Origin of the sequence: Maribacter polysiphoniae (assembly GCF_003148665.1) — a bacterium.
Taxonomy (GTDB): Bacteria; Bacteroidota; Bacteroidia; order Flavobacteriales; family Flavobacteriaceae; genus Maribacter_A; species Maribacter_A polysiphoniae.
Genome location: NZ_QGGQ01000015.1, coordinates 34,975 through 60,560, shown reverse-complemented (window position 1 = coordinate 60,560; position 25,586 = coordinate 34,975). Strand labels below are relative to the sequence as shown.

Sequence of the window (25,586 nt, the reverse complement as noted above, 5' to 3'; positions counted from 1 at the left end):
TATGAAGGAAATACGAGACATTGAACTTTCAAAGGAAGATTTGGATTTACTCAATTCTAAACTAGGCTTAAAAAGTTTGTTTGGAAATAAGCGTATTGATCTGGGGCGAACCTTGGCCGAAGTGAAATATGAACTTAAATTACGGGAGCAGCAGGCTGAACTGGTGAAGCTTCAGGCATGGGCCATAGAAAACCGAAAAAAAATCGTCATCCTCTTTGAAGGAAGGGATGCTGCAGGTAAGGGAGGGGCCATACGTAGAATGGCAGCCCATATCAACCCTAGGTATTACAGGATTGTAGCGCTAAACAAGCCCACGGAGGACGAGGAAGGACAGTGGTATTTTCAACGCTATGTGAATAAGTTGCCAAAGCCGGGTAAGATCGTATTTTTTGACCGTAGTTGGTACAATAGGGCGGTACTCGAACCGGTTAATGGCTTTTGTGACCAAGAACAATATGATAGGTTCATGTCCCAAGTCAATGATTTTGAAAAAATGATCATTGCATCCGACACCTATTTGATCAAATTTTATTTTTCCATCACCAAGGAAGAACAGGAAAAGCGTTTTGAGGACATTCGTAAAAGCGATTTGAAACGTTGGAAATTGTCGGCAGTGGACGAGAAAGCCCAAGATCTTTGGGACGAATATACCAAGTACAAACAAGTGATGCTTCAGGACACGGATACGGGACATGCCCCTTGGATAATTATCAAAGCGGATAAAAAAACAGAGGCACGGCTAAAGGCCATTGAATATGTTTTAAAGGCCATACCCTATAAGTAATGTCACATCATTTCCCTTTGGGTAATAACACTGGCTTCCTTTGTTTTTTCCTCTTTGAGCAATACAGCCAAAGCAGCCAAAATAACTATGTTTTTAGCGATATACTGTCCAAGGAGCGTTAGTTGGAAGTAGTTGTTCTGAAACACTTCCGAAGGAAAAAAGAGCCAAGGGGTGAATGTTAGGGTGATATGGATTATCGCGGCCCAGTAAATCATTCTTTTGTAGACGTTGAGTATAAGTAATATACCAATGGTGATCTCCCAAAAAGCCAATAGGAGGATGGTTATATCGGAAGGAATCAGTCCGAAAGTCAGTTCATGTATGGTGGTTTTTGCCAAGTCTTCGGCCGGACTGATATCCGGAAAAAATTTTAAAGCCCCAAACCATAGGTAAACAATACCAATAGCGATAGGCATCATATTTTTTTTGATGAATATGTACGTTACTTTCATTTTGGTGGTTTTTTTGGTTGTTAAAACTGGTTTGCATAGTGGTGGTGATAAAACTACCTTAATTGCCAAATGGTCTTTTCGAGAATGTTTCAAAAGGCCGAATTGGCATTGCCCTTAAGTAGTTGCGGAATCAGTTCAAATAAAAAGGGCCTATCATATTACCAAAATGACTGGCCCTTTTTATTCTAGGATTTAACTCAACTTAAATCAGGACCAATATAGTATGAAGAAGAATAGTATGGGGTTAAGCAAAAATTAATAAGGATTAATGAAAAGTTAATTAGATGAACAAAAAATTAAAATGCGCGATGAGAAACTTATTTTTATAACTTATTTCAGCAAATTTTGAAGAAACGTAATATTTATACCATAGTTTTCATCGTATCCATTTTGGGTCTTGCGATTGTGCAGTATCAATATTTGAGGATCGGTATTAATTTGGCCAAGGTACAATTCAGCAGTAAAATCGGTTTGGCGAGTGAGGATATCAGGAATACCCTGGAAACGAAGAATAAATTGACTTTTCTGCTGGCTAACGCCATTGAGGAAGATAGTTTGTATTTTAATATCAGTGTCGATAGTTTAAGAGATGCCTCGAGCCATTTTTTAAATGACTTTATAACGGAAAAATTAGTGGAAAAGGGCATTGATGCCGATTTTACCTATCGATTGGTGACCAGGGATTCCACCCATTATATTAAATCGCCCGTAGTCTATGAGCGCACGGCCGAATTGGTAACCTATCCTATTGAGATCAAAGGGTACTTGCCCACTTTATTGGGTACGGATGTGATCCTGGAGTTGAAGTTTAGGAATTTGGATAGTTATTACCTGTCCAAACTCAACGGGTTGACCGTGCCTAGCCTATTGTTTATTCTTGGAATCATCGTAGCGATTTTATGGATCCTAAGAACCTATTATTGGCAACGGAATGTCATAACCACAACCAATGAGTTCATAAACAACCTAACGCATGAACTAAAGACCCCGGTATTTTCGATTGGTCTGGCATCCAAGATGCTCGAGGGTGAGATTTCCGAGGAAAAAGCACCCGTACTGGATATCATTAGGCAGCAGGTAGAACGATTGAAGAATCATATCGACAAGGTGTTGGAATTGGCCAGTTTTGAGGAAAGGCAAAGTATATTCAATTTTGAAGTTGTCGATTTCAAGCCTATTTTAGAGGATCTTTGTAAAGATTTCAAGACGCTTACCTCCTTTGAGGAAGTTCATTTTGAGTATCGTTTGGCAGCTGGTCCTTATCGGATTAAGGCTGAGGTGGCCCATTTGGAGAACGCAATCAACAACCTTTTGGAAAATGCCAAAAAATATAGTGAAGAACCGAAGATTGAAATGGAGTCCCTTGTTCAAAAAGGGAAATTGGTCATACGCATTTCAGACAATGGAAAGGGGATAGGTAAAAGAGATCAAAAGTTGGTTTTTCAAAAGTATTATCGGGTTTCCGATGGAAATAAATATGGCGTCAAAGGGTATGGCCTTGGGCTTAGTTATGTTAAGAGGGTAATCGAAAAACACAACGGAAAGATTGACTTGAATAGTGAAATAAACAAGGGGACAACGATAATCCTAAAAATACCATTGTATAAGCATGGGAAAAAAATATAGTATTTTATTGGTTGAGGATGATGCCTCTTTAGGGTATTTGCTTACCGAATACCTAAGAATGAAGGATTTCGATATTATATGGGAAAAAGAGCCAACGAAGGTTGTGGATATTATTCAATCCAATAGGTTCGATTTGGCTATTTTGGATGTGATGATGGTTCAGATGGATGGTTTTACGCTTGCCGCGGATATAGCAAAAAGGTTTCCTGACCTTCCCTTTATCTTCCTGACCGCAAGATCACTGAAAGTCGATGTTTTAAAAGGGTTTTCACTCGGAGCCTTGGACTATCTTAAAAAGCCCATTGATGAGGAGGAATTGGTAGTGCGTATTTTGGCGCTTTTGGATAGATTGAAAAGAACACCGGACCATGCCGGTGAAAATTCAATATTCAATATTGGAATGTATAGGTTGAACAGTTCAACCCAGGAATTGTTTTTCGAATCGGAGGTTATCCATCTGACCTCCCGTGAAAGTGAGCTGCTCAAATATTTGGCCTCCCATCCGAATGAACTTTGTGGGCATAAAGGGATACTGGAGACCCTTTGGGGCAACAATGACTATTTCAATAGAAAGAGTTTGAATGTATTCGTTACCCATTTACGGAAGTATTTGGCACACGATCCAACGCTGAGGATTGAAAATGTGCATGGTCGGGGTTTTATACTAAAGACCAATGTTGTTAAAAATAAGTGAATTCCATATTTATTGGTATCTTTCTTAGATTAAATCAATAGAATGGAAACCTACGCCAAGGCCCTTTTGTACGCTATTCCTTTTTTTATGGTTCTTTTGGCCATAGAAATGGTCTATGGCTATGTGGTAAAAGACCAGAAGCATAAGGTACTCGATTCTGTTTCCAGTATCAGTTCAGGACTTACGAATATTATAAAGGATTCTTTGGGCATCGGTATTATCATCGTATCCTATCCTTTTTTGTTGGAGCATTTGGCTGTGTTTTCCCTGAAATCAACTTGGGTGGTGTGGTTGGTCGCATTTTTGGCGATGGATTTTGCAGGATATTGGAATCATCGATTGAGTCATAAAATCAATTTCTTCTGGAATCAGCATGTGATACACCATAGTAGCGAGGAGTTTAATTTGGCCTGTGCCTTACGGCAATCCATTTCCAATTTGTTGGGGTATTTTCCTCTTCTGTTGATTCCTGCGGCCATAATGGGCGTTCCGAATATCGTTATTGCCATTTTGGCCCCTGTTCACTTGTTCGCCCAATTTTGGTACCACACACAGCATATCGGAAAAATGGGATGGTTGGAATACATTATCGTAACACCCTCCCAACATCGGGTGCACCATGCCATCAATCCGGAATATATTGATAAGAACCTAGGCCAGATCCTCTGCGTGTGGGATCGCTGGTTCGGTACCTTTCAAGAGGAATTGGAAGAAGTCCCACCACAATATGGGGTCTTAAAACCGGCCTCGACATGGAATCCGATCATCATTAATTTTCAACATTTATGGCGTTTGATGAAAGACGCTTGGCGAACTCGAAATGTTTTTGACAAACTTCGTATATGGTTTATGCCTACAGGTTGGCGCCCTGCGGATGTTAAGGAAAAATATCCCATCCCGATTATTGAGGATGTATATCATTTTGAAAAGTATGACACCCAGGCATCTTCCGCTTTAAAGGGATACGCTGTATTCCAAGTTCTTTGTACTACCTTTTTAATGCTGTTCATGTTCTATAATTATGAAGCCATAGGGTTTGATGGATTGTTGTCTTTCGGGGCCTTTGTTTTTATTGGTATCTATGGGTATACCGCTCTGATGGACAGGGTTCGTTATGCGGTGTGGATTGAGGTAATCCGTGGTCTTTCTGGTGTTGCCGTCATTTGGTATACTGGGGATTGGTTTGGTATAAATACGTATTCCGATTTTGGTGCCGCATGGGTAGCACTCTATTTTTTGATTACCCTAACAGCAGGCATTTATTTTACATATCTGGAAAAAGACCCTTCAAACACAAAGATTGCAATTTAATATTTTAAAGCTATGAGACCATACATTTTGGCAGAGACGAACTGGAAAGCCCTTAAGGATGACCGTTTTGATGTGGCTGTTTTGCCTTGGGGCGCAACAGAGGCCCATAATTACCATTTACCCTATGGAACGGATGTCTATGAGAGTGATCTCTTGGCTGCGGGATCGGCAAAGGTGGCTTGGGAGAAAGGGGGTAGGGCGATTGTATTGCCATCAATCCCTTTTGGCGTTAATACGGGACAATCGGATATCTATTTGGATATTAACCTGAATCCAAGTACGCAATTGTCCATTTTATGTGATGTGGTCGAAGTGCTTAACAGACAAGGAGTCAAAAAATTACTCATTTTCAATAGCCATGGGGGCAATAATTTCAAGCCATTGGTCAGGGAGTTGGGCCTGAAATATCCTGATATGTTCATTTGTTTCGCCAATTGGTTCCAATCGTTGGATAAGACCACATACTTTGAGCATGAAGGGGATCATGCCGATGAAATGGAAACCAGTCTGATGCTCTATTTAAAGCCGGATTTGGTACTGCCGAAAGAACATTGGGGTACAGGGGCGTCCAAAGGGTATAAAATAAAATCGTTTACCGAAGGTTGGGTTTGGGCAGAACGCAAATGGTCTCAAATCAGTGAGGATACCGGTGTTGGGAATCCCACGAGCTCGACCAAGGAAAAGGGTGAACGTTTTTTTAAGGATGTAACCCAGAAAGTGGGGGACTTTATTTTTGAACTATGTAAGGCCGATTTGAACGATCTTTATGAATAGCAGCTTACACGTACAAAATCATTTTTTGATTTCTTTTTCCACCAAGGCAATATAGCCCTTCATTGCATCTTCACGACCAATATTCTGCGCCTGGAATAACGCATTGGCCTTAAAGGCATTGATAAGGGGTGTCTTGCTGCCTGGATTATCATAATTCTTATTGGCTATTTTGTAGTAAGCGTAAAGCTTAAGCAAGAGGTCGGCAGGTAAAGGCTCTGTGTAAGAATTTACAAAGGCCACAGCGTCTTCAAATTTATTACGTAAAGTCTCTTTCTTCATGCTTGTCTACATAGGTGGCAATACATGTTTTTGCACCTATTACCTTTTGGTTTAATTTTACGGCTATGCCACAATCCAAAGGTAGTAATAAGTCTACCCTAGAACCAAATTTAATAAAACCGGAATCTTCGCCCTGATGTACACTTTCACCCTCCTCGGCATAATTTACAATACGCCTGGCCATGGCGCCGGCAATCTGACGATATAATATTTTACCGAACTTAGGGGTGTTTATGACCACAGTGGTTCTTTCATTGTCCGTGCTCGATTTGGGATGCCATGCCACCAAATATTTCCCGGGATGGTATTTTGAATATTTTATGGTGCCACTAATGGGGTAACGGGTGACATGCACATTGAATGGGGACATGAAAATGGATACCTGAAGTCTTTTGTCATTAAAGTATTCCGTTTCAAGGACTTCCTCGATAACGACCACCTTACCATCAACGGGGGCCAATATTTCATCAAAAAGATTATTGGCGCTTCTTTTAGGGTTTCTGAAGAATTGGAGAATCAAAATCAATATGGCAACTGCCACAATCTGTAACCCCCATCGTAACCATTCATTCGTAACGTAGAATCCGGAAAGTAAGACAACGGCTACCACGATAAAAAAGGTTGTTAGTATAATGGTTTGACCCTCTTTATGAAACATAGGTAAATATTTTTAATGTTAAATAGGCAAAAGGTGCCGCGAATACCATACTGTCCAAACGGTCTAGCATCCCCCCATGACCCGGTATAATGGCCCCACTGTCCTTGACTCCTGCAATTCTTTTGAATTTTGATTCTATCAAATCACCCAAAGTCCCAAATAATACAATTACAGATGCCAAAATTAACCATTGTATCGGATTTATCATAGTTTCATACCTACCAAGTAGGTAGGCGGCGATCAAGGTAAATACCAAGCCGCCCAAAGTGCCCTCTATGGTTTTTTTTGGGGAAACCGCAGGGAACAATTTCGTTCGCCCCAAAGTGCTTCCCACAAGATATGCGAAAGAATCATTTACCCAGATGAGAATAAAGATCCCCATTATGAGCAATTTGGCAAAATCATTGTCTTTGTACGGAATCATGGTCAGGAAAATGCAACCACCACCGATATATAGTAAACCGATAAGGAATTTATGATGAAATTGGAAAAGTCGGTCTTTTTTCGAGAAAAGAAAAAAGAGCAGGACAATATTCGTCGATATGGTCAGGAACATTAGAATGTAGATCAACCATCTATCATGTACCAAATAGATGAAGGTCCACCATAAAGCCAAATACGCAATAAAGATGTGGTATCCCTTAAGATGTACCAGCCTTTTATATTCGTATAAACAGGCCAGGCCAAAGGTCATAAACAAAAAATCGAAGGCATCCGAACTCAGGAATACGGCCGATAATAATAGAATTATATAAACTGCCCCGGAAAGTGCCCTTCTTAAAACTTCTTTCATACTATAGATCTTCCAAAAGTAAAAGATACAGATTTTTGGAACTACTACCGTATGTTAAAAAGTCATTTGAATTTTCATTGGTGGCCCGAAAGTGTTTGAGGGTAGTGATATTGGCCGGTATACTATGGCCATATTTTTTCTTGATTTTTTTTAAACCCTCCCCAATAGACTCGACTAATTGACTTGTGGTGGCAAAGACAATGATATTATCTGGAAGTTCATTGAGCTTTTTCTCCATTAATTGATTGGAGCAGACAAGTATCGACCCATTTTGGGCAATAAGATGTTCGCAGGTTGTAAAAAACACTTCGCTTTCCTTGGCCTTATTGGTGAAAGTTACTTTTTCTTTGGAAAACCTTTCTTCCAACATGGGGTTCAACACAAAGAAAGGATGGTTTTTCCAATCATTTTCCTTAACGATATTCTGAAGCGCTTCTGAGATTTCTTGAAAAGAATCACAATAGATGAATTTGCCTCCATTCGTTTTAAAATGAATGGTGAACTTTTCATCAACAGGAATATTCAAATCAGGCATATGCACCCCACGGGTTTCCGCAGTTTCTTTGGGTACCTTTTTTTTGCCACCGCCGAATAATTTGTCAAATAGCCCCATTAATTTTATTAAAGCGCGTTACTATGTCCTCATTATTAGTAAGAACAACGTAAATCTTGTTTATTTATTTTCCTTGTTGTCGTCTTCAGTATCTTTTACTTCCGCTTTTTTTGCTGCTTCTTTCTTTGCTGCCGCTTCTTCAATTATTTCTTTTGCTTCCGCTTCGGCTTCCTCTCTGGTCACTTCCTGGCCCTTGCCGTCAAAATGTTTGTCGAAAGGTCTTTTTCCAAAAATCTTTTCCAAATCCTCCTTAAAGATTACTTCCTTTTCCAAAAGGCGTTCAGCCAAGGCTATGAGTTTATCTTTGTTCTCTTCCAAAACATCGATTGCCCTTTTGTACTGCTCTTCGATAATCGCTGAGATTTCAGTATCGATTTTCTGGGCGGTTTCCTCACTATAGGGTTTGGTAAAGCCGTATTCATTCTGTCCTGAGGAATCATAATAGGTAAGATTACCTATTTTATCATTAAGGCCATATACGGTAACCATGGCGCGTGCTTGTTTGGTTACTTTTTCCAAATCGCTCAAGGCTCCTGTCGAGATCTGGTTGAATATAACCTTCTCGGCAGCCCTACCCCCTAGGGTGGCACACATTTCATCATTCATTTGTTCAGGTCGCACAATCAACCTTTCTTCAGGCAAGTACCAAGCTGCACCCAAGGATTGTCCTCTAGGTACGATGGTTACCTTGACCAACGGGGCCGCATGTTCCAACATCCAACTAACGGTGGCATGACCGGCTTCGTGGTATGCAATGGTCTTTTTCTCACCAACTGTGATGATTTTATTCTTTTTCTCTAGGCCACCGATAATACGATCTACGGCATCAAGAAAATCCTGTTTGCCAACTGCCTTTTTCTCTTTACGTGCAGCAATCAAGGCTGCCTCATTACACACATTGGCAATGTCCGCTCCCGAGAAACCGGGTGTTTGTCGGGCCAAGAAATCCAAATCAAGGGTTTCGGCGGTTTTAATCGGTCTAAGGTGTACTTCGAAAATTTCCTTACGCTCACGTATGTCCGGTAAATCCACATAGATCTGTCTGTCAAAACGACCAGCACGCATTAAAGCCTTGTCGAGTACGTCGGCACGGTTTGTGGCGGCAAGAACGATAACATTGGTGTTGGTCCCAAAACCATCCATTTCGGTCAATAACTGGTTCAATGTATTTTCACGCTCATCGTTAGATCCCGTGAAATTGTTTTTACCCCTGGCCCTACCAATGGCATCAATTTCATCTATGAAAATAATTGCGGGTGATTTATCTTTCGCCTGTTTAAATAGGTCACGTACCCTGGAGGCACCTACCCCTACGAACATCTCGACAAAATCTGAGCCTGAGAGTGAGAAAAAGGGAACCTTGGCCTCACCGGCAACGGCTTTCGCCAATAATGTCTTACCGGTACCTGGAGGGCCCACCAAAAGGGCACCTTTTGGAATCTTACCCCCTAAAGAGGTGTATTTATCCGGATTCCTTAAAAATTCAACGATTTCCTCAACTTCCTCTTTGGCGCCTTCCAAACCGGCAACGTCCTTGAAAGAGGTACGGGTGTCTGTTTTTTCGTCGAACAATTTGGCTTTTGACTTACCGATATTGAATATCTGTCCGCCGGCGCCACCGCCACCGCCACCCGACATACGTCGCATGAGATAGATCCAGATACCTATGATCAATACAAAAGGGAGGATTCCCAACAATAAATCACCGAGGTAGTTCGATTCCTTATCGAATTCCACAATGGTATCGAGGTTTTCTTCCTTTTTGATCTCTGTGATTTCATTTTGGAAAATCTGGAGATCGCCATAATCCAATATATATTGGGGAATAGCGCCTGTTGTAGGCAACAAGGGTTTCTCTGAGACGTCTTTGTGCACTTCTTTCTGCAAGGCTTCGTCGGTCAGGAAAACTTTGGCCTGATTCGTATTCGTGATGATCAGAATCTTACTGATGTCCCCATTTCTAAGGTACTCCTGTAGTTCTGAAGTTGTTGTTTTTTTGGTATTGTTGAGGTTCCCCCCACCTATAAACTGAAACCCAATAAGAAATACTGCAATGAGTCCATAGATCCACCATGAACTGAATTTCGGTTTTTTGGGAGTTGTATTGTTATCTTTAGCCATTCTTTTTTTTTACTGATTTATACTACTTTCGATGGTCGTGAACTTGGCGTCACCCCAAAGTCCTTCTATATCGTAGTATTCTCTAATTTGTTTTTGGAAGACGTGTACCACAACGTTGACATAATCCATTAAAACCCATTCGGCATTGTCTTCGCCTTCAACGTGCCAAGGTTTGTCTTTTATAGCCTTGCTTACTGTTTTTTGGATTGATCCTACTATGGCATTCACATGTGTGTTGGAAGTACCATTACATATAATAAAGTAGTCGCATACGGTGTTTTCAATTTCCCTTAGGTCGAGTAAATTTATGTTTTGCCCTTTTACTTCTTCTATTCCCTGTAAAATTAATGCAATTAACTCATCTGTACTGGCTTTCCTTTTCTGCATTCAAAAATTTTAATTTTTACAAAGTTATTATTTTTTTGTTCTTTTATCCTTAAAAATTTTAACAATAGCTGTTACTTTCTTTTATTGGATGATAGATGAGGATAATCAAACTTAATGCCACGGACTCTACAAATTTGTACTTAAAGGATTTAATGAATGAAAGTTCGTTGGAGGATTTTACGTTTGTGGTCGCCGATACCCAGACCCTTGGAAGGGGGCAAATGGGTACGGTTTGGGAATCGGAACACGGTAAGAATCTAACATTCAGCGTTTTGAAGAAAATAGAATCGGAGCAGTTCAATAATCCTTTTCTACTGAATATCTGTATATCCTTGGCGGTTTATAATGCGTTACATACATTGGGTATACCCAATTTAAAAGTCAAATGGCCTAACGACATTCTGTCAGGACACTCGAAAATATGCGGAATATTAATTGAAAATATTTTATCGGGTAGCCGAATGATTTCTTCGGTAATAGGAATTGGGTTGAATGTGAACCAGGAAAAGTTCATAGGGTTGCCAAATGTTTCGTCCTTAAAATTAATAATGGGGAAGACATTTGACTTGGAAATGTTACTCTTTTTATTTTATGGGGAACTGAAGAAGTCTTTTTTGGAAATTGAAAATAAGGGGGCGGGATATATGAAGGATACCTATGAAAGTGTCTTGTTTAGAAAAGATAAGCCTTCAACCTTCAAAGGAACCGATGGTAACCTGTTCATGGGCTTCATTCGAGGGGTTTCGGATCAAGGCAAACTGATGGTTACCCTTGAGGACGATATCCAAAAGGAATTCAATATGAAGGAAATAAGCCTGCTTTATTGAAAAGCCTAAAGGTTACCCAGGTTTTTGGAAAGGGTGCCCATAAAATTTGTTATGGGTGATTTGATCATCATGGCCATCATAGCGTTGAATTCGCCATTGAAATTCAGCACTACTTCACAAGAGTCATCATCGAGGGCTTCTATGTCCGCCGTTAAAGTAAAAGGGAGTTTGTCACTGGCTGCCCCTAATACGATTTTATCGTTCGGGGTTTGTTCCTGACGCTGCAATACGATTTGCGGCATTCCTTTTAAGGCAAAAAGAAACCTATCTTCATTGATGACTTCGAATTTATCAATGTTTTCAGGCATTAGTTTTTCGAAATTCTGAAGATCGATAAGAAATTCAAAAACTTCCTTTGCACTTTTGTTGATTTTGTTTTTAGGGGTTTCTATATGCATTGCGGGTCATTATTGTTTCCATTGGGAAGGGTTCATACGCCATTCCAATAAAGTGTTTAGTTGTTCTTCCTTGATGTATCCCGTATCCGATGCTTGTTCAATCAGGTGGGCATAATCCGATAAGGTATAAAGTTCAATTTCCTTATTTTTGAAATTCGTGGAGGCCACATCAAAGCCATAGGTGAATATGGCCAGCATTCCTTTGATGTTCGCACCTGCGGTTAGGAGGGCATCAACAGCATTAAGGCTACTTTTTCCCGTGCTGATCAAATCTTCGATGACCACAACACTTTGACCGTGTTCGATATAACCTTCAATTTGATTTTTGCGACCATGTGATTTAGGTTCAGGACGCACATAAATGAAGGGTAGTCCCAAATAATCAGCTACCAAGGCTCCAAGGCCAATAGCCCCTGTGGCCACTCCTGCGATCACATCCGGCCTTCCATAGAGGGCTTCAACCTGTTTTGCCATTTCCTCCCGAACAAAATTTCTAATGGTCGGATAAGACAGTATTATCCTGTTATCACAATAAATTGGAGATTTCCAACCAGAAGCCCATGTAAAAGGATTTTCGGGTTTCAACTTTATTGCATTAATTTGCAGTAGAAGCTCTGCAGTCTTTTTTGCCGTGTTTTTATCTAAAACCATTTCGCAAATGTATAAAGTTTTTGTTAAAGAATTACCTCTGATTTTAACAAATGAATTATCGGATATCGCAAATAGCAAATATTTCTTGTTGAATAGCGAAGCTGTGCACGAAGCGATAAATGCCTTGGCAAAGGGAAAGTTGACCCAAGCTTACATTTATCACCCGAATCATGAGGAATTACTTAAAAAATTCTGCAAGACCATTCCCAAGGTAGTGGCAGCAGGAGGGGTAGTTACCAATGAGAAGGGAAAAGTGCTGTTCATTTATAGGGATGATAAGTGGGATTTGCCCAAAGGTAAATTGGACAAGGGGGAGACCATTGAGGAATGCGCCATTAGGGAGGTCATGGAAGAAACGGGTGTAAAGAAGCTAAAAATCGAAAACTTCCTTAAAACGACCTATCATATCTTTAAACGCAATGGTAAATACAAACTAAAGGAAGTGCATTGGTTCGCCATGAAAACCTCCTATGAGGGTGAATTGACCGGCCAAGAGAATGAAGGAATCGTAAAGGTAAAATGGAAGGGTCCTAAGAAGATCAAAAAAGCACTGACCAATTCGTATATCAATATCAGGTCATTGTTTGGGGAGTAGGGGAAAGGAAACCGTATAGGTGGTTTATCCAATAGGTTGTGTGATCTCGATTATTTTCGCCCTTGTTATGGGTTTGTTGTTGAATCGGATCACGTGATGGCTTTTATTCTTGTATTTTTCACAGTTTTCATAATCAATAGGGTCGATTGAAGAGGTCACAATATTTATGATGATCTTCTCTTTAATGGGAAGGTCGGTAAAATCCTCTAAAAACTGCCATCCGTCCATAATGGGCATGTTGATATCCAAAAAAATAACTTCAGGAACAGGTTGCCCCTTGTTCAGTTTTATTTTTATGTCATCGATGGCCAATTTGCCATTGACATGGGTGCTTAATGTATTGTACTTTACAGCGGAATCCAGCATTTTCCGAATACCGAAAACGGTAATCGGATCATCGTCCACGATAAAGATCGAATTAATTATTTTCATTAAAATAGAGATTAAAAGTTGTTCCGACCCCAACCTTGCTGGAAACGGTAATCTTCCCATTCATGGCTTCAATCTGGTTTTTTGACATATACAATCCAAATCCTTTTGCATCAGGATGATCGTGGAAGGTTTTGTATAGTCCGAATAGTTTGTCCCCGTATTTTTTCAAATCAATACCCAACCCGTTATCCGTGATACTCAAAACGGTATATTTTCCTTTCTTCGCAGTACTCAGTACTATTTTAGGGTCTCGTTCAGGAGACTTGTATTTTACCGCATTGGTGATAAAATTCATTAGGATACTTTCTGCATAAGCCGGTACGGCTTTGACGAAGACATCGTCTGGTATGGTATTGATGATCTCGACATTATTGTTCTTTAGGGTAACAGAAAGATTCTGTTGGATCTTGGTGATATTCCTATTGAGGTTAATCGGTTCTTTAGAGGTATTGGGATTCGCCCCTATGGCCAAAACTTCATTTAGATTCTCCAGGGTCTCAAGCATATTATCTGAAGCACCAACCAGCATATTGGTCAATTTTAGCTTTTCGGTTTCATTTTTTTCATTGACCAAAAATTCCAAAAGCATCGAGAAATTGGCAGAATGGCTCCTGAGGTTATGGGAAACGATATGGGCAAAGTTAAGTAACTTTTTATTTTGTAGGGAAGTTATGTTGATAAGGTTTCTAAGTTCTTCCTCTTTTTGCTTCAATTCAGAAATATCCAGACTTATCCCCACGAGACCATAGGCGTTGCCGTCTTCCCCTTTTAAAGGGATCTTAGAGGTTAGGAATGTGGTGACCTTCCCATTTTTTAATTTGCTTGTTGTCTCTACCCCTAGGATCGGTTTTAATGAATTCATTACGTTCAAGTCCTCATCACGGGATACTTGGGCAACCTTTTTATCGTACAGGTCAAAGTCACTTTTCCCTAATAGTTCGGTAGCACTTTTGACATTTAGATAATCACATTCGGCCTTGTTGACCAAGATCTTTCTTGATTGCCCATCTTTAATGTACACATTCAAAGGAAGGTTGTCGATTACCGTTTTAAGTAATCTACGTTCTTCCCTGATTTGTCGTTCCTTTTTCTCGGTTTCGGACACATCCTGTATGATTGTCCAAACAAGTTTTTCGCCTTTTTTGTTGACAATGAGTGATTTGTTTACGATTACGGAGAGCTCCTGGCCATCTTTCGTAATTAAATTTTTGCCAAACGGACCAAAAGTTCCTTTGGACAATAGCTTATCCTGTACTTCGTCTTTATGCTCTAAATTAAGGAATTTCCAAAAATCAAGTTTTTCAATATCCCGTTGTTTGTATCCAAAAGTATTTTTGAAGGAGGGGTTTATATCAAGTATTTCCCCAGTTTCAAAATCAAACAGGATAAAACTGACAGGAGAGAGTTCGTAAAGTGTCCTGAATTTCAACTCGCTTTCTTTGATTTTATCCCTTGCAATGACCATATCAGTGATTATCCGGCCTTCAGCCAGTAAGGAAACCACTTGGTTGTTGTCGTTATAAATAGGTTTTATGGAAAAATCTATTGGTATTCTATTTTGTAATTGGTTTAGTACGGTAACTTCTTTTCTGATTGTAGTGCCTTTCAAAGCAATTTTAAGGTCTTTTTTCAGGCCCTTTTTAACATTGTCCTCATTTGGCCACCATGGGGTTTCCCAGAATTTTTTTCCGATAACCTTGTCAGCGGTACTTTTTATAATATCAAGGGCACTATCATTGATTTCCATAAGTGTGCCATCAACATCAAGTATAGCTGCCGTTTGGTACGATGAATTGAATATACTTTTGAAATTCCGTTCTTTTTCTTTAAGTTCCCTTTGTGTTTTACGTGTTTCGGTTATGTCCAAAGACATGCCTACAATACCTTCAATTTCATTCTTGGCATTCAGTAGGGGTAATTTATAGATTAAAATCGTCGCCATTGACCCATCTTTGGCCTTGCACGTTGTCTCTTTGCTTAGAATAGGGGTTAAGGTTTGTATGACCTCTAAATCTTCATCCCTAAAACCTTGGGCGGTTTTTTTATCATAAATCTGGAAATCGTTCTTTCCTAAAAGTTTTTTGGGATCATCTACCCCGGCAAAATCACATTCAGCTTTGTTTACCAAAACTTTACGTGATTCGATGTCCTTGATATAAACACTCATCGGAAGGTTGTCGATCAACGTTTTTAATAAATGTTCGCTTTCCTTTATTTTTATCTGTGATAATACACTGTCATTAATATCTTGTAAGGTCCCCAGGAGGCCAATCAACTTGTCGTTGTTGAAAATCGGTTTTCCTGATGCGATTACCCATTTTTCCTTTCCAGTGGCGGTGATTATTTGAAGTTTTTCATTCCATGGGGTTTTGTTTTTCAAAGCATTGTTCAGTGCCATGGAAATAGTGTTCCGACTAAAACCATTTTTGTAAAAATCAATGCCAGTGTCAACATTTGGGACAAAATCATCGGGAACTTCATGAATCTTTCTGGTGATATCGCACCAGTGTAGACTGTTTTTTTCTACATCATATTCCCAGGTGCCTATTTTTGCTATTTCCGATTTACCTGTTAAGAGCGATTCCAATTTCTCTAGTTTCAATTCGTTCAGAACCTTTTTTGTAACATCCTCGGTTTGGGCAATGACCCCTATAATATTTTCATTTTCGTCATACCAAGGTACATTGGTCCATTCAAATCTTTTCTCCTGATTGTCCTTGGTGATAAAATGTGCACAACGTGTATGGCTTTTATTACCCATAAGATTGGCCTTAAAGTCCTTAAGGCAATCTTCATTCATGGTATTTAATAACACATCAATCCGTTTACCGATAATCGTATCGTTTATCAATCCGAAATCATCTACGAATTTATCAGAAACATGTGTGACCTCTAGGTTGTTATTCAAGAAAACGGTTGCCGTGGGCAGCTGTTTTATTAAATAATTATTGATGTAAGTCTGTGTTTCCTTGACCATATTGTTGTAATTTCTTACGAAAGTAGGTGTATTATTCCAAATTGCTTAAGCTTTGTTGTGAATAAGGCAATACTCGTTGTAATACACGATTTAAACGATATAAAGTCAATTAAATGTATGTCTGAACATATTGAAACTGTCTGTTTTTACAATAGTTCAGCGCTTAGGGATTTCGATTATGGCGAATATTGAAGGTGAAAATCGAATTATTGGAACCTTACTGTATCTGGGACCAATATCGAATAATTACCTCCATTTCGAATAACATCCCTTACAATTGAGGAGCTGATGAACGATTTGCCCGAGGAAGTCAGTAAGAAAACAGTCTCTATATCGGAAAGCTTACGGTTTGTGTGGGCAATGGCCTTTTCAAACTCGAAGTCAGCGGGGTTTCTTAGGCCACGCAAAATAAAACCCGCATTTACCTTTTCGCAAAAATCCACGGTAAGGCCTTCATAGGTGAGTACTTTTATTTTGGGTTCATTTTTAAATTCCTGGGTAATGAATTCGAGCCTTTGCTCAAGGGTGAACATATATTTTTTGTCGGCATTGACCCCTACAGCGATGATAAGTTCATCAAAAAGCGTAATGCCCCTCATTATAATATCGTGGTGTCCCAATGTCAAAGGATCAAAGGAACCTGGAAAAATAGCGCGTCTCATAGGTTAAAGTTAGGGGTTTTTGGGTAATACTTCCATAATGGCATTACCAAACAACTCGGTAAGTGATATTCCTGCTATTTTGGCCTGTTGTGGTAATATGCTCTCCGTGGTCAGACCGGGGGTAGTGTTCATTTCCAACATATAGGGTTCATCATTGACAAAAATGAACTCGCTTCTCGAAAACCCATTCATTTTAAGAACCTCATAGGCATGTTTTGCAATTTCACTGACTTTTTTCGCCTGTTCCGAACTGATTCGGGCCGGAGTAATTTCTTGGGACTTTCCTTCGTATTTGGCTTCGTAATCAAAAAAATCATTATCAGTGACTATCTCGGTAATGGGTAAAACCTTGGTTTCCCCCTTGTATTTGATTACGCCTACAGAAACTTCAGTGCCTTCCAGGAAAGCTTCGATGATTATTTCGTTGTCCTCTTGGTATGCCAGGTCTATGGCAGTTTGCAAGGCCTCTTTTTCATAAACCTTGGAGATGCCAAAACTGCTGCCGGCCTTGTTGGCCTTTACAAAACAGGGTAACCCTACTTTGGCAACTATGGCATTGACGTCGATTTCATCACCCATATTCAAATAATAAGATGGGGCGGATTTTATTCCGTAGGGTTTTAAGACACTCAAGAGGTCCCGTTTGCTAAACGTCAAGGCAGCTTGATAATAGTTGCACGACGTTTGCGGAATTTTAAGCAATTCAAAATAGGCTTGCAGCAAACCATCTTCCCCGGGGGTGCCATGAATGGCGTTGAAAACACAGTCAAAGGTGATTTTCTGTCCTTTAGGGGAAATGGAGAAATCGTGTTTGTTCACTTCAAATTCCGTTTCATCCTCGTCAACATAAACCCATTTATCCTTAAAAATATGGATACGGTAACTATCAAATTGGGATTTGTCAAGATAAGAATGTACGACATTACCGCTCTTGAGTGAAATTTTATATTCACTGGAATAACCACCCATGATAATGGCGACTTTTTTCTTCATGGCCTACTTTTTTTGCATTTAAGTGTAAAGCAACTTTCAGGAATCAAAGTAAAGAAAAAGCCATGGGTTTCTTTTGAACCTAGTGGTTTTTTTTTGGAGTTTGATCAAAGTTTTCGAAATTGCCCAGTGCTTTAACCAATATTTGGGAAGGTGGTCGTTCAAAGTTATACCTCATTTCCTATATTTGTGCGATTAATATCACATGATGAGACAATTTTTAAATTTTTTACGGAGTCGTACATTTCTAGTACAATTGGTTTTGGCCGTAGTGGTTTCGGTCGTATTGGTCATTGTAACTTTACGCTGGTTGAACAGCACCACCCATCATGGTGAATTTGTAGAGGTACCCGATTTTTCAAAAATGTCGGTGATGGATATGCGTTCGACCGTAGAAAAGGTCGGTTTGCGTTATGAGGTTTTGGATTCAGCCAATTACAACCCCAATTATCCGAGGTTTTCGATTATAGAACAAGATCCAAAGGCAGGGACCAAGGTTAAGGAAGACCGTAAAATCTATTTTACGGTAAATCCATCAGGGTATAAAAAAGTAACCGTGCCCAATATCATCCAGGTTACCCAGCGCAATGCCTCGTCAATGCTAAAGGCTGTAGGTCTTGATGTGCAGCGGGTAAGTTATATTGATGAACTTGGAAAGGACATGGTTTATCAGATCAAGTACAAGGGTAAATATATTAAACCAGGGGATAAACTTCCCAAGACTTCAAAAATAGAATTGGTATGCGGTAACGGAAGTATTACTGAGCGTGCACAAATAAAGGCAGATTCAGAATAATATATGGGACCACATATTCAAGAACCCAGCGAGGAAGAACTATATGAACACCATAAGTTTGTCGCTTCAAAAGGGCAGGATCCGCTTCGTGTGGATAAATTTTTGATGAATTTCATCGAAAATGCTACCCGTAATAAAATTCAACAAGCTGCAAAGGACGGTCATATCTGGGTCAATGAAAAGATCGTAAAGCAGAATTACAAGGTTAAGGCAGGGGATGAGGTAAGGGTTCTGTTTGAACACCCTCCGCACGAGTTATTGTTGATACCGGAAGATATTCCTTTGGATATAGTCTATGAGGACGATGCCCTGTTGGTGGTCAATAAACCGGCTGGCATGGTCGTGCATCCCGGGCATGGTAATTACTCAGGTACTTTGATCAATGCCTTATTGTTCCATACAAAGGATTTGCCAACGAACGAAAACGAACGTCCCGGATTGGTACACCGTATTGATAAGGATACCTCAGGACTTTTGGTGGTGGCCAAGACCGAGGCGGCAATGACGCATCTGTCCAAACAATTTTTCGACAAAACATCTGAACGGGAGTATATTGCATTGGTTTGGGGCAATGTTGAAGATGACCATGGTACCGTTGAGGGCCATATTGCCAGAAATCCTAAAAATCGGTTGCAGATGCATGTTTTTCCTATGGGCGATGAAGGTAAGGAGGCTGTTACGCATTATAAGGTGTTGGAGCGCTTGGGGTATGTTACCCTGTTGTCCTGTAAATTGGAAACAGGCCGTACGCACCAAATACGTGTGCATATGAAATATATAGGGCACACCCTTTTTAACGATGAACGCTATGGAGGGGACAGGATATTGAAAGGCACCACATTCACAAAATACAAACAGTTTGTCGAAAATGCATTTAAGATCCTGCCACGACAGGCCTTGCATGCCAAGACCCTGGGTTTTGTACATCCTGTAACGGGTGAGTTCATGCGTTTTAATTCCGAACTTCCAGAGGACATGGCGAATTGTATTGCCAAATGGCAAGATTACGCCAAGCATAGCAAGTAAGTATAAATTCCATTTATATCGGTATTGATAACTACTTTTGGGTTAAGGTGGTTTTCTGCCCAAATCCTTTATATTTTTACCTGTAAAACAGATTTATATGAAAATTGTTGTTTCTCCGGCAAAATCACTGGATTTTGAACGCGAATTACCCACTGAAAGGTTTTCGCAGCCTCGTTTTTTAGGGCAGGCAGAAAAGTTGAACAAGGTGCTTGCGAAGAAGAAACCCAGTGCATTGGCAGAATTAATGGGTATTTCGAATAACCTTGCGGAACTTAACTGGGAGCGTAACCAGAATTTTTCCGTACCGTTTGATCCATCGAACGCAAGACCTGCCATCTATGCTTTTAATGGGGATGTTTACCAGGGGATCGATGCCTATTCGATTGGGGTGGAGCGATTTGATAAACTTCAGGATACGCTACGTATATTATCCGGTTTGTATGGCATTTTAAAACCGTTCGATTTGATTCAACCCTATCGTCTTGAAATGGGTACATCATTAAAGGTCGGTCGTAAAAAAAACCTTTACGAATTTTGGAAAAAGGAATTGACCGACCATTTGAATAGTGAATTGGATGACGATGGGTTGTTCATAAATTTGGCCAGCAAGGAATATTTTAGCGCACTGGATACCAAAAAACTTAAAGTACCTGTAATAACCCCCATTTTTAAGGATTGGAAGAACGATAAACTTAAGATCATAAGTTTCTTTGCAAAAAAAGCAAGGGGTTCTATGGTGCGTTATATTTTGGATAAGGATGTAAAAACCTTGGACGAACTTCGCGCTTTCAATGGTGATGATTACATGTTCAGTAAGGAACACACCTTAAAAGAGTACGAACCAGTTTTTGTTCGATAGAATATTTTTGCACTTACGCCGTTTTACTCATACAGAAACAATTCAAAGCGTAGTATGAAACGGTTCCTTATTTTAACTTTTAGTGTGTTTGTATTCGTTGTCGGTTGTACGGATCGTGATGATGAATTGAACGGTGTGCAGATACGTGTAAAAAACGTAAGTGCCTTACAATACGATTCCATACAAGTTGGTGGGGTGGAAATGGTACATACCAATGTAGGCCCGGATTCCTATAGCGATTATCTGGAATATGAAACAGCCTACACGTATGATTATATCAGTATTTCCGCCGAAGGGGGAACTTATGTGTTACAACCTATCGACTTTGTTGGTGAGACCCCATTGCCTTTCGGGTATTATACCTATGAAATAGGATTGGACGCAGAAGGGAATGTCACCTTGGATTTTGTGGTGGATTAGGGTTTATTTCTTTTTTTTGATATCTATTTTTTCTTCCACGGTAGGTCTTTTCTTTATTTTTCTAGGTCTTCTTGCGCCATATGAATTGTTGGCGATTTTTCCTTTTCTCGTCTTTTTGTCCCCTCTTCCCATAGTTATGATTTTTTGTTACCTTTAAAAGTACTGATTTTATAAGAGATTGTCAATAAAGTTTACAATCATTAAAAACGGTATGGCTGATTGGCGAAATCAAACTTTTTTCCGCTAAGACCTAGATAAACGATATGTTTCTTCATTCCCATCCTTATGAACCCTTTCTGTTTAAGGAAGCAACGAAATTGATTGTCGGTACCTTGCCGCCTCCGAGATTTACAACGGGGCTGTTGAAGGAGGGCGATGTCGATTTCTGCTATGGCAGTAGGGATGGACAATTGTGGACCATCCTTGATAGGATTTTTCAATTGGATTTGAAATTTGAAACAAGTGAGGAGGCCATTGCACAACGAAAAAGGTTTTTGGTACAACACAAAATCGGAATATGTGATATCGTTCAAAGTGCTGAACGTGCCAAAATAGATGCGTCGGATCTGGGAATGCAGAATATACAACTTAGAAACCTTATTGGGTATCTTAAAAAGTACGATAAGGTCGATACCCTGCTTTTCACTGGTGGAAACAGTAAAAACGGCCCGGAATATTTTTTTCGACGGCATTTGAAAGAGCATCAAATTAATTTGGAACTGGTAGATTCCCAAGTGCCAAGAATACACCGGTTTTGCCTGTCCCCGAAAGAAGGGGGGCGAAGAGTGATACAAACCGTTTCCTTGACAGCACCTTCTGGGGCTGCCAATAGGGCAGTCGGGAGCCTGTTGCACTATAAGATGTTAAAGGCGGAAAACCCGAAGTTCAACACCTTGGATTATAGGGAGTTGCAATACAGGCCCTTTTTTAAAGGGATTAAAGGGAAACCATCAGATATTTAATTGCGTTTAGTGTTGGTTTTATGGTAACAGAACCTTATTTTGTTATTTGATAAAATAAGCAAATAATGTTATGCGTAATATGCCGATATTTGTCAAGTCAAACGAGGTAAGTAAATCCGTATCCGTGTGAAATAAGGGTACATTTATTAAAGTCTATGCATCAAACAGAAAGATTAGAGGAGTTTAAAAAATCGGTACAGAATAAGTTCAATGTCTACAACAGTCTGTTTCTGAATCTTCCGTATAGGAATATTGAGAATGTGGGTATGGTCGTGCCACTTTTACACCATCAATCCAAACAAGGGCTTAAAGAAGGACTTAATCCCCAGGATATTCTTGAATCATTCTTCAAGAATTATGTGGATATCAAGGAAGAAAAGGACCAGATAGATTTTATGTTCCGAATCATTCAATATGTGGAAAGACAGGTTGTATTATACGATAGTGTTGAGGATGCTGCCTTTCCGAAGCTTCAGGAGCATAGCGATTCACTTTCGATCAAGGATTACTTCCAACTGGTCAATAGAACCAAAAGCTGGGACAAGGTTGCCGAAAAATTATCAACGTTTAGTGCGCGGATCGTTTTGACGGCGCACCCAACCCAATTCTATACGCCGGCCGTTCTTGATATCATGAATGATCTTCGATCCCTCATAGTGGATAATAAAATAGACGATATTGATGTGACCTTACAGCAATTGGGGCTTACTTCATTGATCAACAGCCAAAAACCCACCCCTTTCGACGAGGCTAAGAATATCATTTACATCCTAAGGAATGTGTATTATGACGCCATGGGCGATTTGTATGCCTATATAAAAGAGAATATCGATAATGATGATTTTGAGAATCATAATATCATGAAGCTTGGGTTCTGGCCAGGGGGCGATAGGGATGGTAATCCTTTTGTGACCGCGGAAATTACCAAGAACGTAGCCGATGATCTTCGGTTGAATCTTATGAAATGTTATTATAATGACCTGAAGTCCCTACAGAAAAAATTAACCTTTAAAAAGGTACAAGGTCCCTTAAAGGAATTGCGCAATAAATTGTACTCCGCAATGTTCAATCCTGCAAAGAGTATTTCCTTTCAGGAGATCGTAGATCCCCTAATGACCATGCGGGAGCTATTACGCAACGATTACCACGGACTCTATTTGGGAATGCTCGATCATTTTATAGATAAGGTAAAGATCTTTAAGACACATTTTGCCACTTTGGATATCCGTCAGGACCATAGCAAACATATTTTGGTCGTTGAAACTATTTTAAAGAATACCGGGTATATCAAGGAAAGTTTGGATGAACTCTCAGAGTCGGAATTGGTGAATTTGTTGGTAAAGGAAAACATCAAGGCCGATCCGGATACGTACGAGGACATAGTGCGTGATACTTTATTGAACATACAACAACTAAAAGAAATACAAGCCAAAAATGGGGAGGATGGCTGTAATCGATATATCATCAGTAATTCAGAGGATATTTTCTCTGTATTGTTTGTTTATGGCTTGTTTAGATGGAGTGGATGGCAAGATGATAGTATCACCTTTGATATAATCCCACTATTCGAAACCATGAAGGGCATGTCGGAAGCCGAGGGTGTCATGCAATATTTATTTGATCTGCCCGAATATCGCAGTCACTTGAATCAAAGAAATGACAGTCAGACCATGATGCTCGGTTTTTCCGATGGTACAAAGGATGGAGGTTATGTAAAGGCCAACTGGTCCATTCTAAAAACCAAAGAACAGCTTTCCAAGGTTTGTAAAAAGAACCATGTCAAAGCCTTGTTTTTTGACGGACGTGGAGGGCCACCAGCCCGTGGTGGTGGTAAAACACATCGTTTTTATGCCTCACAGACCAAGGATATCGCCAACCATGAAATACAACTTACCATACAAGGGCAGACCATAACGAGTACGTATGGTACCAAGGAACAGTTTAAGCACAATAGTGAGCAATTGTTGACCGCAGGATTGTCGAATAATCTATTTGGTAAGGAAAACGTGATTTCCAAGGAACACCGTAAACTCCTTGAGGAATTGTCCGAATTGAGTTTTGCCAAATACGATGCATTGAAGCAGCACGAAATGTTCATTTCGTATCTGGAAAATAGAAGTACCCTTAAGTATTACCAAAAAGCCAATATTGGTAGTAGACCCGGAAAACGGGGTAATAAGGCAAAATTGACCTTGAGTGACCTTAGGGCCATCTCCTTCGTGGGGTCTTGGAGCCAATTAAAACAGAATGTCCCAGGGTATTTTGGAATAGGCACCGCGATTAAGACAATCCGGGAAACGGGTAGACTTAGGGAATTGAAGAAAATGTACAAAGAGGTTCCTTTTTTCAAGGCATTGATGCATAATAGTATGATGTCGCTTACCAAATGTTATTTTGAACTCACCAGTTATATGAAAGAGGATGAAAAATATGGTGAATTTTGGAATATCCTGCATAAGGAGTATGAACTGTCCAAAGAGATGTTGTTGCTGATTTCCGGTTACGATGTTTTAATGGAAAATGAAGCTATTTCTAGGGAGTCTATCCAAATTAGGGAGAACATCGTTCTTCCGCTATTGGTGATCCAACAATATGCATTACAGAGAATAGGTCAAAACACGACCTATAAGGAGTTGTATGAGAAAATTGTTACAAGATCTCTTTACGGGAATATTAATGCTAGTAGAAATTCGGCTTAAGACCAATACCCGGATTGAAATAGAGGGAAGGAATTTAGGCCTAAAATCAGGATATAAGGTATAACACTATGTATTATTATTTCATTATCGCATTACAAGGGTATTGTCTTTATCATTGTTTTGTGAATAAGAATCAGTTTTATTGGTATTTCGTAATCTTGTTTTTGCCCCTTTTGGGTTCGTTGTTGTATCTGTTTTTGTATGTTTTTCAGAAGCAGGATATCGGGAAGGTTCAAGAAGGCTTAACCGCAGTGATCAATCCAACGAAGAAAATCGCGGATTTGGAGAAAAAGCTCGATTTTTCCGATACCTTCGAGAATAGGGTCGCTTTGGCGGATGCCTATCTTGGGTCCGAACAGTATGAAAAGGCCATTGAACTTTATAAGTCTTCCCTAAAGGGAACTTTTAAAAAGGATTATTATGCCATCTCGAATCTTATTGAGGCCCTTTATTACTCCGAACAATATGCAGAGGTAATTGCAAAAATCAAGGTCATTGAGGATTCTCCCAGATTTAAGAAGTCAAAGGCCATGTTCTTATATGGGTTGGCTTTGGAAAAAACGGGGGACATCGCCAAGGCGGAAACACTCCTTGAGCAATTCAATGCTCCCTATAGTAGGTATCAAGAACGTTTGGGACTGGCTAAATTTTATATCCGAAACGGACAAACTGAAAAGGCAAGAACCATCCTAAATGACATTTCCACCGAATCAGTGGGTATGTCAAAACCAAGCTATAAGTTGCATCAAGAGTATATAAAAAAGGCCAAGGAGATGTTGGCTACGGGATTATAGCCCCTA

General features: G+C 39.8%; 28 protein-coding genes. 14 read left to right on the top strand and 14 right to left on the bottom strand.

Annotated elements, in window-relative coordinates; genetic code table 11:
• Nucleotide 1 precedes the first annotated feature (1 nt).
• The gene (ppk2, locus tag LX92_RS20900; RefSeq protein ID WP_223308441.1) at nt 2-784 is read left to right on the top strand and encodes a polyphosphate kinase 2; all 783 of its coding nucleotides are present in this window, start codon (nt 2-4) and stop codon (nt 782-784) included.
• Nucleotides 785-786: 2 nt separating this feature from the next.
• On the opposite strand, the gene LX92_RS20895 is transcribed toward ppk2, so the two are convergent.
• On the bottom strand, nt 787-1,236 hold the full coding sequence (locus tag LX92_RS20895; protein WP_223308440.1) for a doxx family protein: 450 nt from the start codon (nt 1,234-1,236) through the stop codon (nt 787-789).
• Nucleotides 1,237-1,581: 345 nt separating this feature from the next.
• Here LX92_RS20895 and LX92_RS20890 point away from each other — a divergent pair, with 345 nt between their 5' ends.
• From LX92_RS20890 to LX92_RS20875, 4 genes are read left to right on the top strand one after another with little or no spacing between them, the layout of a single operon-like run.
• Nucleotides 1,582-2,862 (top strand): sensor histidine kinase, encoded by a 1,281-nt coding sequence (locus tag LX92_RS20890; RefSeq protein WP_109654766.1) that lies wholly within the window; start codon nt 1,582-1,584, stop codon nt 2,860-2,862.
• Nucleotides 2,846-3,556, top strand: coding sequence for a response regulator transcription factor (locus LX92_RS20885; protein ID WP_109654765.1), 711 nt, complete (start codon nt 2,846-2,848; stop codon nt 3,554-3,556). The genes LX92_RS20890 and LX92_RS20885 overlap by 17 nt, the downstream gene beginning before the upstream one ends.
• A gap of 42 nt (nt 3,557-3,598) precedes the next feature.
• Nucleotides 3,599-4,867, top strand: coding sequence for a sterol desaturase family protein (locus tag LX92_RS20880; protein ID WP_109654764.1), 1,269 nt, complete (start codon nt 3,599-3,601; stop codon nt 4,865-4,867).
• A gap of 12 nt (nt 4,868-4,879) precedes the next feature.
• A complete protein-coding gene (locus tag LX92_RS20875; protein WP_109654762.1) occupies nt 4,880-5,641 on the top strand; it encodes a creatininase family protein in 762 nt (253 codons plus the stop codon).
• Between the two features lie 18 nt (nt 5,642-5,659).
• On the opposite strand, the gene LX92_RS20870 is transcribed toward LX92_RS20875, so the two are convergent.
• Genes LX92_RS20870 through rsfS form a run of 6 tightly spaced genes read right to left on the bottom strand, consistent with a single transcriptional unit; the run spans nt 5,660 to nt 10,492 of the window.
• Complete coding sequence (locus LX92_RS20870) at nt 5,660-5,920, bottom strand: acyl-CoA-binding protein (RefSeq protein ID WP_109654760.1); 261 nt, start codon at nt 5,918-5,920, stop codon at nt 5,660-5,662.
• Complete coding sequence (locus LX92_RS20865) at nt 5,898-6,578, bottom strand: phosphatidylserine decarboxylase family protein (protein ID WP_109654758.1); 681 nt, start codon at nt 6,576-6,578, stop codon at nt 5,898-5,900. Before LX92_RS20865 ends, LX92_RS20870 begins: the two co-directional genes overlap by 23 nt.
• Nucleotides 6,568-7,371, bottom strand: coding sequence for a phosphatidate cytidylyltransferase (locus LX92_RS20860; protein WP_109654756.1), 804 nt, complete (start codon nt 7,369-7,371; stop codon nt 6,568-6,570). Before LX92_RS20860 ends, LX92_RS20865 begins: the two co-directional genes overlap by 11 nt.
• Nucleotide 7,372: 1 nt before the next feature.
• Nucleotides 7,373-7,984, bottom strand: coding sequence for an LUD domain-containing protein (locus LX92_RS20855; RefSeq protein WP_109654754.1), 612 nt, complete (start codon nt 7,982-7,984; stop codon nt 7,373-7,375).
• A gap of 60 nt (nt 7,985-8,044) precedes the next feature.
• Complete coding sequence (gene ftsH, locus LX92_RS20850) at nt 8,045-10,105, bottom strand: ATP-dependent zinc metalloprotease FtsH (RefSeq protein WP_109654752.1); 2,061 nt, start codon at nt 10,103-10,105, stop codon at nt 8,045-8,047.
• Between the two features lie 9 nt (nt 10,106-10,114).
• Entirely contained in the window at nt 10,115-10,492 is a 378-nt protein-coding gene (rsfS, locus tag LX92_RS20845; protein ID WP_109654750.1) for a ribosome silencing factor, read from the bottom strand.
• Nucleotides 10,493-10,587: 95 nt separating this feature from the next.
• On the opposite strand from rsfS, the gene LX92_RS20840 reads away from it, so the two are divergent.
• Nucleotides 10,588-11,319: a biotin--[acetyl-CoA-carboxylase] ligase gene (locus tag LX92_RS20840; RefSeq protein ID WP_109654748.1), complete on the top strand. Its 732-nt coding sequence runs from the start codon at nt 10,588-10,590 to the stop codon at nt 11,317-11,319.
• A 5-nt stretch (nt 11,320-11,324) separates the two neighbouring features.
• Here the strand turns inward: LX92_RS20840 and LX92_RS20835 are convergent, their stop codons facing one another.
• Together LX92_RS20835 and pyrE are read right to left on the bottom strand one after the other, a co-directional pair.
• Nucleotides 11,325-11,717, bottom strand: a complete 393-nt coding sequence (locus tag LX92_RS20835; protein ID WP_109654746.1) for an orotate phosphoribosyltransferase — start codon at nt 11,715-11,717, stop codon at nt 11,325-11,327.
• A 9-nt stretch (nt 11,718-11,726) separates the two neighbouring features.
• Nucleotides 11,727-12,368: an orotate phosphoribosyltransferase gene (gene pyrE, locus LX92_RS20830; RefSeq protein ID WP_109654745.1), complete on the bottom strand. Its 642-nt coding sequence runs from the start codon at nt 12,366-12,368 to the stop codon at nt 11,727-11,729.
• A 7-nt stretch (nt 12,369-12,375) separates the two neighbouring features.
• On the opposite strand from pyrE, the gene LX92_RS20825 reads away from it, so the two are divergent.
• Entirely contained in the window at nt 12,376-12,963 is a 588-nt protein-coding gene (locus LX92_RS20825) for an NUDIX hydrolase (protein WP_109654743.1), read from the top strand.
• Nucleotides 12,964-12,987: 24 nt separating this feature from the next.
• Here LX92_RS20825 and LX92_RS20820 read toward each other — a convergent pair whose 3' ends face one another.
• The 4 genes from LX92_RS20820 to LX92_RS20805 form a co-directional block, all read right to left on the bottom strand.
• A complete protein-coding gene (locus tag LX92_RS20820; protein WP_109654741.1) occupies nt 12,988-13,395 on the bottom strand; it encodes a response regulator in 408 nt (135 codons plus the stop codon).
• Nucleotides 13,382-16,372, bottom strand: a complete 2,991-nt coding sequence (locus LX92_RS20815) for a PAS domain S-box protein (protein WP_109654739.1) — start codon at nt 16,370-16,372, stop codon at nt 13,382-13,384. The genes LX92_RS20820 and LX92_RS20815 overlap by 14 nt, the downstream gene beginning before the upstream one ends.
• Nucleotides 16,373-16,578: 206 nt before the next feature.
• Entirely contained in the window at nt 16,579-17,034 is a 456-nt protein-coding gene (coaD, locus tag LX92_RS20810; RefSeq protein WP_109654737.1) for a pantetheine-phosphate adenylyltransferase, read from the bottom strand.
• A 9-nt stretch (nt 17,035-17,043) separates the two neighbouring features.
• Nucleotides 17,044-18,027: a D-alanine--D-alanine ligase gene (locus LX92_RS20805; RefSeq protein ID WP_109654735.1), complete on the bottom strand. Its 984-nt coding sequence runs from the start codon at nt 18,025-18,027 to the stop codon at nt 17,044-17,046.
• A 205-nt stretch (nt 18,028-18,232) separates the two neighbouring features.
• On the opposite strand from LX92_RS20805, the gene LX92_RS20800 reads away from it, so the two are divergent.
• From LX92_RS20800 to LX92_RS20785, 4 genes are all read left to right on the top strand, one after another.
• Nucleotides 18,233-18,820, top strand: coding sequence for a PASTA domain-containing protein (locus LX92_RS20800; RefSeq protein WP_109654733.1), 588 nt, complete (start codon nt 18,233-18,235; stop codon nt 18,818-18,820).
• Between the two features lie 3 nt (nt 18,821-18,823).
• Nucleotides 18,824-19,846 (top strand): RluA family pseudouridine synthase, encoded by a 1,023-nt coding sequence (locus LX92_RS20795; RefSeq protein ID WP_109654731.1) that lies wholly within the window; start codon nt 18,824-18,826, stop codon nt 19,844-19,846.
• 97 nt (nt 19,847-19,943) lie between these two features.
• A complete protein-coding gene (yaaA, locus tag LX92_RS20790; RefSeq protein ID WP_109654729.1) occupies nt 19,944-20,705 on the top strand; it encodes a peroxide stress protein YaaA in 762 nt (253 codons plus the stop codon).
• Between the two features lie 54 nt (nt 20,706-20,759).
• The gene (locus LX92_RS20785) at nt 20,760-21,125 is read left to right on the top strand and encodes a hypothetical protein (protein ID WP_109654727.1); all 366 of its coding nucleotides are present in this window, start codon (nt 20,760-20,762) and stop codon (nt 21,123-21,125) included.
• 3 nt (nt 21,126-21,128) lie between these two features.
• Here the strand turns inward: LX92_RS20785 and LX92_RS20780 are convergent, their stop codons facing one another.
• Nucleotides 21,129-21,257: a 30S ribosomal protein THX gene (locus tag LX92_RS20780; RefSeq protein ID WP_109654725.1), complete on the bottom strand. Its 129-nt coding sequence runs from the start codon at nt 21,255-21,257 to the stop codon at nt 21,129-21,131.
• A 131-nt stretch (nt 21,258-21,388) separates the two neighbouring features.
• On the opposite strand from LX92_RS20780, the gene LX92_RS20775 reads away from it, so the two are divergent.
• The 3 genes from LX92_RS20775 to LX92_RS20765 all read left to right on the top strand — a co-directional run bounded on the left by LX92_RS20775 (nt 21,389) and on the right by LX92_RS20765 (nt 25,580).
• Nucleotides 21,389-22,087, top strand: a complete 699-nt coding sequence (locus LX92_RS20775; protein WP_109654723.1) for a uracil-DNA glycosylase family protein — start codon at nt 21,389-21,391, stop codon at nt 22,085-22,087.
• Between the two features lie 155 nt (nt 22,088-22,242).
• The gene (locus LX92_RS20770) at nt 22,243-24,786 is read left to right on the top strand and encodes a phosphoenolpyruvate carboxylase (protein WP_109654721.1); all 2,544 of its coding nucleotides are present in this window, start codon (nt 22,243-22,245) and stop codon (nt 24,784-24,786) included.
• 122 nt (nt 24,787-24,908) lie between these two features.
• Nucleotides 24,909-25,580: a tetratricopeptide repeat protein gene (locus tag LX92_RS20765; RefSeq protein ID WP_170117914.1), complete on the top strand. Its 672-nt coding sequence runs from the start codon at nt 24,909-24,911 to the stop codon at nt 25,578-25,580.
• The last annotated feature ends 6 nt before the right edge of the window (nt 25,581-25,586 follow it).